Genomic DNA, 10,498 nt, shown 5'->3' on the forward strand with positions numbered 1-10,498 from the left:
CGCCCGTCTGAAGGCGCTCGGATTGAGGACTTTCAACTGTTGGTAGAGCATGAGCAGATTCAGTAACGCTTACCTACTTTTGGCTCATTTTCTTGATTCATGCAAGAGGTCTAATATCACCCCCATCCATAATCCAGATGCCAGTGTGGATGCAATCCTCAGCACTGTCAGAGATATTACCAGTCAAAAGTGGGCAGCCGCCGCCCTAAAAGAAGCCAACGAAGAACTAGAAAAGAGAGTAGAAGAGCGTACAGCAGAATTACAACAGGTCAACGAGCAACTCCGGGACGAAATTAGCCAAAGCCTGCGACACGCTGCGCTAAGCCAGCGTGCAGAAGCAGCACGGCGCGAGAGCGAAGAAAGATTTCGTCGAGTTTTTGATGATGCTCCTATCGGTATCACCTTAGTCAGAAAACCTGACTATCGGTTTTTCATGGTAAATCGAGCCTTTTGTGAAATTTTGGGTTACACGGAGTCAGAACTGACAACCCTTGACCTTTTTGATATTAACCATCCTGAAGATTTGGAAATAGAAACGCCTTATCTCAAGCAAATCATTCAGGGAGACATAGACAGCTATCAGCTTGAGAAACGTTATATCAAGAAAAACCAAGAAATTTGCTGGGTGAAGTTAACGGTAACGGTAATCCGAAATGAAATTGGAGAAATCCTCTATGAATTAGGCATGGTTGAAGACATCACCGAGCGGAAACGAGCCGATGCTGAAATACGGAATGCGATGGAAAAAGAACGGGAACTCTGCGAACTGCGTTCTCGCTTTGTTACCACCGTATCCCACGAATTTCGCACCCCGTTGAGCATCATCATTCTATCTGCCAGATTACTAGAACGTTTCCCACATCAAGCAAGTGAAGAAAAAAAACGCGAGTATTTTGCTCGCATTCAAGCAGCTGCCAAAAATATGACCCATCTATTAGATGATGTGTTGTTTATTGGTAAAGCCGAAGCCAAGAAGCTTGCCTTTAATCCAGCACCTTTAGATTTAGAAAAATTCTGCCGCGCCCTGGTGGAAGATATCCAAGTGACAATTAGCAAGCAACACGCGATCGCTTTCGCTTGTCAAGGTCAAAGTACCCATTTTTGTATGGATGAAAAGTTGCTTCGGCAAATTTTTACTAATTTGCTTTCAAATGCCATCAAGTATTCTCCGAAAGGCGGCAATATTCAGTTTGACTTAGTTTGCGACCAAGGAACAGCAGTTTTCTACATCCGAGACCGAGGAATCGGCATTCCTCCCGAAGCCAGAACGCGGTTATTTGAATCTTTTCATCGCGCTGATAATGTGGGGACGATTCCGGGTACTGGATTAGGACTTTCTATCGTTAAAAATTGTGTGGATTTACACGGTGGAAAAATTTCAGTAAACAGTGAAATTGGAGTGGGAACGACCTTTGCTGTTACCCTTTATTCAAGTAATTGTGGGTCTAAAGTAGAGGCAATTAATTCTCTCGTTCAAGCTTCATAAAATCTATAAATTATTTTTATCAAAATAATTTATAAAATCAAGGCATTCATTTAAATTTGAGCTTAGATATTTCCTCCCTTTTCTAGGAACTGCTTCAAAATCTCGCTGGGTTTGCGATCCCATGTATCGATGTGATTGTAAATTAACCCATCTTTATTAAGTTTATACGTAGAGTAGCCATTAAAAAATAGGCGAGGTTTCCACGGAAGGCGCAAAACACCGCGTACAGTCCAATTCGCCCTAATCGTCTCTTCGTCTATCTGCGCTACATCATGAAGATCGAAAAATATTTCTGTAAAAAATAGCTGCGCGTGAAATCGCAGCGTCCAAAAGATAATCCGATAGTTGAATTTCCATTTAAATTTATTCACTGGATCTTCAAAATAGATATCCTGTGTATAAATGTCGTAGAAAATATCTCTTTGAAAAAGCATGGGTAGATCATTTTTAAGCGTTTCCACCACTTGTTCTACTTGTAATTGATATTCCACCCGCATTCTCTCCTCAACCAGCGGCACAGTGATGATTTTAGCGGTTTTTTAACTTCTTTTTTTGCAGAAAACCGGATTCTAGACCAGCTGCGATTTTACATTGATTTTCAGCGATTGCTTCTTGTCTATGGATGCGATCGCTTACAAAGTAATAAAAGATCCGAAATTCTACAGTAGACGGTATCTCCAGCTAATGCTGTGTCAGGGCGTTAGCGACAAAGATTTCTAGTCAAAAGTCTTCTGCCTAAAAATAAACTGATAGTTGCTGTCTAGATGACCTGCTAGCTATCCGTAATTTCTCTGAAATCTGTCGATTAACACATAAATAGTCAAAGTCGATTGTTTGCACAAATTGTAAGCAAATTGTTACCTTATTCATGAAAATCAACAAATATATGAAATATTCCAAGATAAGATACAAATTGAATATTAAATGTAAAAACTATTACAGCCATAAATCTTGATGCTAAAATTTGTGCAAAATTTTTTGTCAAAAGATTTTATTCCCCACGGGCATTGTTACCTGTGGAAGCCTGGATTAGTGTGGCTGCACATTACATCTGATATTTTGATCGCAGTCGCTTATTATTCGATTCCAATCATGCTGGTATATTTTGTCTCCAAAAGGCGAGATATGCCCTTTTATGGGATATTCCTGTTGTTTGGAACATTCATTGTTGCGTGCGGTACGACGCATCTAGCAGAGGTGGCGACGCTGTGGCATCCGTATTATTGGTTATCAGGATTCTTGAAAGCCTTTACGGCTGGGGTTTCTGTGTATACGGCGTTGATGCTAATGCCCTTAATTCCTCAAGCACTTGCATTTCCTAGTCCAGCGCTATTGGAAACTGCCAACAACACACTAGAAAAGGAAATTGCCGAGCGCCAAGCCACTGAAGAAGAACTACGAAAACTCACATTAGAGTTAGAAAGACGAGTTGAAGAAAGGACTGCGGCGCTACAATCTGCCAACATCTTGTTACAACAGGAAATTGTCGAACGCCAGCAGACAGAAGCGGCGTTACGGGAAAGCGAAGCGCAATATCGTCGCATTGTCGAAACCACGACTGAGGGAATCTGGGTTCTCGACACCGCAGGCAATACATCTTTTGCGAACAATCAGATGGCCCAAATGCTAGGCTATACCATCCCTGAGATGCTAGGTCAGACTTTATTTGCATTCATGGATGAAGAAGGTCAGGCGATCGCGATCGCTCAGATGGAACGTCGCCGCCAAGGAATTAAAGAACAACATGACTTTAAATTCACCCGTAAAGATGGCTGTAACTTGTGGGCGATTGTTGCTACAAATCCCATCTTCGATCAAACAGGACAATACATCGGTGTCTTAGGAATGATTACCGACATTACCGAACGTAAAGCCGCCGAGGAAGCCTTACGGCAATCGGAAGCGCAATTGAGACAACAAACAAACCAGCTAGAACAAGCTTTTCGAGAACTTCAACAAACCCAAGCGAAGCTCGTTCAAAGCGAAAAAATGTCCAGTTTGGGGCAGTTAGTCGCCGGAGTTGCTCACGAAATTAATAACCCAGTCAACTTCATCTACGGCAATATCACCCACATCAGCGACTATACTCAGGAACTGCTCAACCTGCTGTCCCTCTACGAGAAACACTATCCTCATCCGGTTCCTGAAATTCAAGCCTATGTAGAGATGAGCGACTTCCAATTTATGAAGAACGATCTCCCAAAGCTGCTGGCGTCGATCAAGGTGGGGGCAGAACGCATCCGCCAAATTGTCTTGTCGCTGCGTAACTTTTCCCGACTGGATGAAGCGGAAATGAAAGTCGTTGATATTCATGAGGGAATTGAAAACACTTTGCTGATTTTGCAGCATCGCTTGAAACAAGTCGGAGGCACTTTAGGCATTCAACTGGTCAAAGAGTATGGCAAGTTGCCGCTAGTCGAGTGCTACCCAGGTCAGCTCAACCAAGTGTTTATGAATATTCTCAGTAATGCAATTGATGCCCTCGAAGAGGCAATCGGGAATGGGTCATGGGTTGTGAATCATGGGGAAGAAAGTACCCATGAACAATTACCTACGATTCGGATTCACACTCAAATGCTAAACACCAATCAGGTAGCAATCTACATCGCTGATGACGGCCCTGGTATGAGTCAAGAGGTGCAGCAACGAGTGTTCGATCCGTTCTTTACCACAAAAAGCATCGGCAAAGGCACGGGGTTGGGGTTATCCATTAGTTATCAGATTGTGGAAAAACACGGTGGTCAATTAAAATGTATTTCCGCAGCGGGACAAGGGGCAGAATTTACCATCGAAATTCCCATTCACCAGACCAGTCGGCAGCCTGCTTTAGTGAAGCCATCTGCCTTGTTTTTAGAGCCGTATAAATCTTGATAAAATTTATAAAAAATTAGGCAACTCTTTGCTAAAGACAATAAAATCCCCGTATTTTCACGGTTGCTGAATTTTGCAGTTGCTCCAGCTAGAATACAAAAAATTAAATAAGCAGCATTTTTGCTACCGAGCCAAGTTGTAAATAGATTAATTAAATAATCTTTGTGATCCTGTATACAGACTAACTTTCTACATCTAAAAATTAATAAAATTAAAAACTTATTAAGGGAATTTGTGACAGAAAAACAAAATTTTTGTGACTTAGATCCCTCAAGAACCTATGTAAATTAAGGTAAAAGTAAAAATTACGAATATAAATATAGCTAACCCATCTGCGGAAAAACAGAATATGGTAAACCTGAGCCGGATAGGTATATTTGAAGCTATATCCCAAAAAATAACCAAAGCTAGTGCCAACAAAAATGTCGCCAGCATCGAATCTGGAGAAATATCCTGGGTGAAAGCGCCTATGCCTAGCCATGAAGCAGCAAGGCTGAAAGCCCTCAGGCAGTATGAGATTCTTGATACCGATCCCGAACAGGCTTTCGACGATCTAGCTCGTGTGGCTGCACATATTTGCGGAACACCGATTGCGCTGATCAGCCTCGTCGATGCGAATCGGCAGTGGTTCAAGTCAAAAGTCGGTGTGGAAGTATCAGAAACACCGCGAGATATCGCCTTTTGCTCCCATGCTATTCTGCAACCCGATTTGTTTATCGTCTCAGATGCACTAACCGACCAACGGTTTGCCACGAACCCTTTGGTAACGACTGACCCCAATATTCGCTTTTATGCAGGTGCGCCTTTAATCACACCCGCCGGTTATGCGCTGGGAACGCTGTGCGCGATCGACTTTGTGCCGCGTCAACTCAAGCCTGAGCAGCAAGAAGCCCTCTTATCACTGAGTCGTCAGGTCGTAGCGCAACTGGAACTAAGACGTAATTTAGTAAATATGCGACAAGCGATCGCTGAGCGCTTGCAAGCAGAAAGTCTCTTAGCTAGTCAGAAGCGTGTACTGGAAATGATTGCTAGAGGAGACTCTCTCAATAGCGTCCTGAACGTCTTATGCCGCAATATTGAGAAACATTCCAGTAAAATGCGATGTTCCGTTCTACTTCTGGATGAAAATGGGCGCAATCTCCGCCACGCCGCAGCACCTAGTCTTCCAGAAAGCTATAATCGTGCCCTTGACGGAATCGCCATTGGATCGCGTGTTGTTTCTTGCGGGACAGCTGCCTATTGGAAAGAGCCTGTAATTGTCTCAGATATTGCCATCGATCCGTTGTGGCAAGATTACCGCGAGTTAGCGTTGAGCAACGAACTGCGAGCTTGTTGGTCTACACCAATTCTTAATTCGGATGGCAAGGTGTTGGGTACTTTTGCCATGTACGACTCCCAGCCTTGCACCCCTAATTCTTATGATTTACAACTGATTGAAATAGCAACAAACTTAGCAGGAATTGCCATTGAGCGCCAGCGGACAGAAACCGCACTCCAGAAAGCGCACGAAAAGCTAGAAAATCGGGTTTGGGAACGAACCCAAGAGCTAGAAAAAGCGAATCAGACATTACAAGCCGAAATTGAAGAGCGCCAGCGAGCAGAAGCGGCGCGGCGGGCATCAGAAGAGAGATTCTTTAAAGCCTTCCGTTCCACTCCTGACGCAATCACTATCAGTACGGTGGCAGAGGGACGCCTTATTGAAGTCAACGATAGCTTGCTAAACATTACTGGTTATACCCGCGAAGAAATCATCGGTCGCACCACAGTTGAGCTGAAGATTTGGGCAAATCAGGAGCAGCGCGATCGCATGAAGCAGATATTGCTGGAGGAAGGGTCTGTTCGCAACATAGAATTTACCTTCCTTACAAAATCAGGTGAGGCGCGTGTGGCATTACTATCAGCAGAGATTATTGACTTTGACGATCAGCAATGTCTCCTCGCTGTGAGCCGAGATATTACCAGCCGCAAGCAAGCGGAAGAAGCACTTAGAGTACAACAAGAGTTTCTTCGCAATGTGATTGACTCCACCCCAAATTTAATTTTTGTCAAAGACTGGGACGGAAAATTTACTCTGGTTAACAAAGCATTAGCAAGTATTTATGGAACAACCGTTGAAAATTTGCTTGGCAAAACCGATGCAGATTTCAATCCGAATTTTGAGGAAGTAGAACGGTTTCTCTCTGATGACAGAGAAGTGATAACAGGAGAAACGGAAAAAATCATTTCTGAGGAGACCCTCACCGACTCTACAGGCAACGTGCGTTGGTTTCAAACCACTAAGAAGTCTCTAGTCTCGCCAGATGGAAAAGCCCGACAAGTGCTGGGTGTTGCTACAGATATTAGCGATCGCAAACTGGTAGAGGATCTATTAATCCACGATGCCTTTCACGATAAGCTGACAGGTTTAGCCAACCGCGCTCTATTCATGGAGCGGCTCGGACATTTGGTTGAGCTGACAAAACGGCGTCAAGATTACTTGTTTGCTGTACTGTTTCTGGATCTCGATCGCTTTAAGGTGATTAATGACAGCCTTGGACATACAATCGGCGATCAACTACTTGTCGAAATCGCTTACAGGCTCCAGAGGTGTCTGCGTCCTGGAGATATGGTTGCCCGTCTTGGGGGAGATGAGTTCACGATTCTTCTAGAAGATATTCAAGATGTGAGTGACGCCACCCGCGTTGCGAACCAAATTCAAAATGAACTCGCTTTACCTTTTAACCTAAACGGGCAGGAAGTCTTTACCAGTGCCAGTATTGGCATTGCCTTTAACACTACAGATTCTCACCAGCCGCAAGACCTCCTACGCGATGCCGACATTGCCATGTATCGTGCTAAGGCATTGGGTAGAGCGCGTCATGAGGTCTTCGACATGACGATGCACACTCGCGCTGTGGAACTTTTGCAGTTAGTAACTGACTTGAGGCAGGCTGTTAATCGCCAAGAGTTTCTACTTCACTACCAGCCCATTGTTTCGCTCTCCACAGGTCAAATTACTGGATTTGAAGCTCTAGCGCGCTGGCAGCATCCAGAACGCGGTTTGATTTCTCCAGCTGAGTTTATTCCAGTAGCAGAAGAAACAGGACTAATCGTTCCTATCGGTTGGTGGGTATTACAGGAAGCGTGCCGTCAGATGTATGTATGGCAAAAACAACTTGTTAATGATTCATCATCCGGTGTTCCTGGCAACAAACCATTAACCATCAACCATCAACCATTAACTATTAGCGTAAATCTATCGAGCAAACAGTTTACGCAACCTCATCTCGCTCAAGCAATCCATCAGATTTTAGAAGAAACAGGTTTAGATCCTGGCTGTTTGCGGTTAGAAATCACTGAAAGCGCCGTGATGGAAAATGCTGAATCTGCGATCGCGACCCTCTTACAATTGAAAAAACTAGGCGTCCAACTCTATATTGATGACTTCGGCACGGGTTATTCATCTTTAAGTTATCTGCACCGATTTCCGATTGATACGTTGAAAATTGACCGCTCTTTCGTCGGTAGAATGAGCAGTGATAGCGAGAATTGGGAGATTGTCCGTACCATTATCACACTGGCTCACAACTTGGGTTTGGATGTGGTGGCAGAAGGAGTAGAAACAGCAGAGCAACTTGCCCAACTCAGAACCCTGCAATGCGAGTATGGACAAGGTTACTTTTTCTCCCGACCTCTGGATGTTGCATCTGTCGAGACATTCATGGCGGCAGAGCATCAGTGGTGAGGAAAATCGGCTGTTTTGTTCTGATAATGCGAATTTTCCTAACACCCTACAGAGACAGTAACCGGAGCATCCCCTAAATTGCGTTCTGGGTCTTGGCGTATGCGTTCTCTTTGCTGCTCGTTTTCCTCACAAATTTAATAATTCCTTGGGTTCAAATTAGAAAAAATAAATACAATAAGTATAAATACATATTCAACCGAAAAAGGTTGGAGTTAGCCATGAACAATGTGCAGTACGCTTTTGTACTTCGACGACTGGCTACTATTTTGGCTGTAGCAATTTTGTCTTTGAGCCTGACAGCAGCCGTCACCGGAATTCTTCTATCTTTCTATTACGAACCGACCGCAGGTGGAGCCTATAATTCCTTGAGGGAAATCAAATCAGAGATTCCCAACGGTTGGCTAATTCAGCGTCTCCATGAGATTGCTGGAAATGGATTAATTGGGGCTTCTCTGATAGCGATTGTTGTGATGTTTCTCGGTGAAAAATTTCGCCGAAGCTGGCTGACCGCTTGGATTAGCGGAATTTTATTAACTTTGGTAGCGATCGCGCTTGGTTGGACTGCCATGCTTCTCGATTGGACACAGCTGGGATACTGGCGTTTCACCATCGAATTAGGCACAGTAGAAGCCGTCCCTGGAATTGGTTCCCTACTCCGAGAAATCCTCACGGGGGGTGGAGCCATCAATACGGTAACAGTTGCCCATTTGTACACGTTGCATAGCTACATTCTTTCAATTGGGGCGCTGATTCTGGCAGTGATTCATCTCGGAGGACTATTGCTACAAGAAAAAGAAGAGAAGCAGACGCTGATAGAATCAGAAGCAAAATTAAGCTGACATACATCTAAATCACCCAAAAAAACTCAAACGTCTATGTCCGTCCCTCACCAACTGGCGGTTGGCAGCAATAGACAAGCCATTGTCATCGGTGGCAGTATGGCTGGGCTACTGGCAGCGCGAGTGCTTGCCGAACGCTTTGATCAAGTGACGATTATTGAACGCGATCGCATCCCAGACAAACCGGAGACGCGCCGAGGCGTACTCCAAGCCCACCAAGCTCACGTTCTGCTGTTGCGGGGGCAGCAGATTTTAGAGCAACTGTTTCCTGGGTTGGGTACTGAATTAGCGGCTGCTGGCGCTACTGCTTTGGACTGGACGTTAGACTGTCCCATGCTAGATTTTGGCGGCTGGGCACCCCGCTTTTCCTCCGGACTGGTGACTCGTGCCTGTAGTCGAAACCTGCTGGAGTGGATGATTCGCCGCCGACTGGCTGCTTACAGCAATGTACGCATTCTGGAAGAAAGCCAAGCAACCGAGTTGTTGTCCGACACCAGCAAAACTAAGGTAACGGGCGTACAGGTGCAATTTCACAACCACGGGCAAAACACTAGCGCCGCAGATGTAGAGACGCGGAATTTTGCGTCTCTAGCAGCCGATCTGGTCGTGGATGCAACTGGACGAAATTCCAAAACCCCTGAGTGGATAAAGGCATTAGGTTACACACCGCCTCAAGAGACAGTCATTAACTCATTTTTAGGCTACGCCAGCCGTTGGTATCAACGTCCAGCGGATTTCCAAAACGATTGGAAATCAATCCTGGTGTCGTCTAAACCAGGGGAAAACTCTCGCGGTGGGCTGCTTTATCCCTGTGAGGGTGACGCTTTTGTTCTCACCCTGGCTGGCGTGGGTCGAGACTATCCACCCAGCGACGAAGCTGGTTTTTTGGAATTTGCCCGCAGCTTGCGATCGTCCATTCTCTACGAAGTGGTCAAACAAGCCCAACCGATTTCACCCATCTACTGTCATCGCGGCACAGAAAACCGCCTGCGTCACTACGAACAATCCAGCTTGCCAGAAAACTTTGTCGTCTTAGGTGATGCCGTCTGTTCCTTCAATCCTATCTACGGTCAAGGTATGACCGCGGCGGCGATAGCTGCATTAACCCTGGAGGAGTGCTTGAAAGTGCAATTTCAGCGTCACTCTCAGGACGATTTAACGGGTTTAACGCGGCGCTTTCAAAAGCAACTAGCTCAAGTGAATCATATCCCTTGGCTGATGGCGACCGGCGAGGATTTCCGCTGGCCTACGACCGAGGGCGGTCAACCCGATCTGAAGACCCGATTGATGCAACGGTATCTGGATCGTGTGAGGTTAATCACGATTGAGAGTCCCGTAGCGTTCCAAGTTTTCATAGAAGTGCTACACCTGCTGAAACCACCCACGGCGTTGTTTCAGCCTCGTATCTTAGTGCAAGTGCTAAGGCAGGTAATCAATCGGCGTCCGCAAGATCAACCGAATGCTGATGAACTATCTCTTCCGAAGCTGCCGTCTTCTGCTGTTGATTCGTTAACCTGAATAGTGTCCGCATCGGCGATGAATTGCCGCCATGACTACAACAGCAAAGGAGGTATCTAT

Annotated in this window: 6 protein-coding genes; 5 read left to right on the forward strand and 1 reads right to left on the reverse strand. The window is 45.2% G+C overall.

What is annotated here, in order from left to right; all coding sequences use genetic code 11:
• The first annotated feature begins 49 nt into the window (after window positions 1-49).
• Entirely contained in the window at window positions 50-1,486 is a 1,437-nt protein-coding gene (locus tag H6F50_RS15405) for a HAMP domain-containing sensor histidine kinase (RefSeq protein ID WP_190429370.1), read from the forward strand.
• Between the two features lie 62 nt (window positions 1,487-1,548).
• Here H6F50_RS15405 and H6F50_RS15410 read toward each other — a convergent pair whose 3' ends face one another.
• The gene (locus H6F50_RS15410; protein ID WP_190429374.1) at window positions 1,549-1,983 is read right to left on the reverse strand and encodes a DUF2358 domain-containing protein; all 435 of its coding nucleotides are present in this window, start codon (window positions 1,981-1,983) and stop codon (window positions 1,549-1,551) included.
• 481 nt (window positions 1,984-2,464) lie between these two features.
• Between H6F50_RS15410 and H6F50_RS15415 the strand changes: the two genes are divergently transcribed.
• The 4 genes from H6F50_RS15415 to H6F50_RS15430 all read left to right on the forward strand — a co-directional run bounded on the left by H6F50_RS15415 (window position 2,465) and on the right by H6F50_RS15430 (window position 10,438).
• Window positions 2,465-4,357: a PAS domain S-box protein gene (locus H6F50_RS15415; RefSeq protein ID WP_347277171.1), complete on the forward strand. Its 1,893-nt coding sequence runs from the start codon at window positions 2,465-2,467 to the stop codon at window positions 4,355-4,357.
• Window positions 4,358-4,706: 349 nt separating this feature from the next.
• On the forward strand, window positions 4,707-8,081 hold the full coding sequence (locus H6F50_RS15420; protein ID WP_190429371.1) for an EAL domain-containing protein: 3,375 nt from the start codon (window positions 4,707-4,709) through the stop codon (window positions 8,079-8,081).
• Between the two features lie 218 nt (window positions 8,082-8,299).
• Window positions 8,300-8,920 (forward strand): cytochrome b N-terminal domain-containing protein, encoded by a 621-nt coding sequence (locus H6F50_RS15425; RefSeq protein WP_190429372.1) that lies wholly within the window; start codon window positions 8,300-8,302, stop codon window positions 8,918-8,920.
• A 36-nt stretch (window positions 8,921-8,956) separates the two neighbouring features.
• Window positions 8,957-10,438, forward strand: a complete 1,482-nt coding sequence (locus H6F50_RS15430) for a 2-polyprenyl-6-methoxyphenol hydroxylase-like oxidoreductase (RefSeq protein ID WP_190429373.1) — start codon at window positions 8,957-8,959, stop codon at window positions 10,436-10,438.
• Window positions 10,439-10,498: the final 60 nt, after the last annotated feature.

The sequence above is a fragment of the Coleofasciculus sp. FACHB-712 genome (assembly GCF_014695635.1).
In the GTDB taxonomy this organism is placed as follows: Bacteria; Cyanobacteriota; Cyanobacteriia; order Cyanobacteriales; family FACHB-T130; genus FACHB-T130.

Bases quoted from the DNA above. Each gene is read 5' to 3' on its own strand.
- H6F50_RS15405 (WP_190429370.1), top strand. From the start codon at position 50: ATGAGCAGATTCAGTAACGCTTACCTACTTTTGGCTCATTTTCTTGAT.
- H6F50_RS15430 (WP_190429373.1), top strand. From the start codon at position 8,957: ATGTCCGTCCCTCACCAACTGGCGGTTGGCAGCAATAGACAAGCCATT.
- H6F50_RS15410 (WP_190429374.1), bottom strand. From the start codon at position 1,983: ATGCGGGTGGAATATCAATTACAAGTAGAACAAGTGGTGGAAACGCTT.
- H6F50_RS15420 (WP_190429371.1), top strand. From the start codon at position 4,707: ATGGTAAACCTGAGCCGGATAGGTATATTTGAAGCTATATCCCAAAAA.
- H6F50_RS15425 (WP_190429372.1), top strand. From the start codon at position 8,300: ATGAACAATGTGCAGTACGCTTTTGTACTTCGACGACTGGCTACTATT.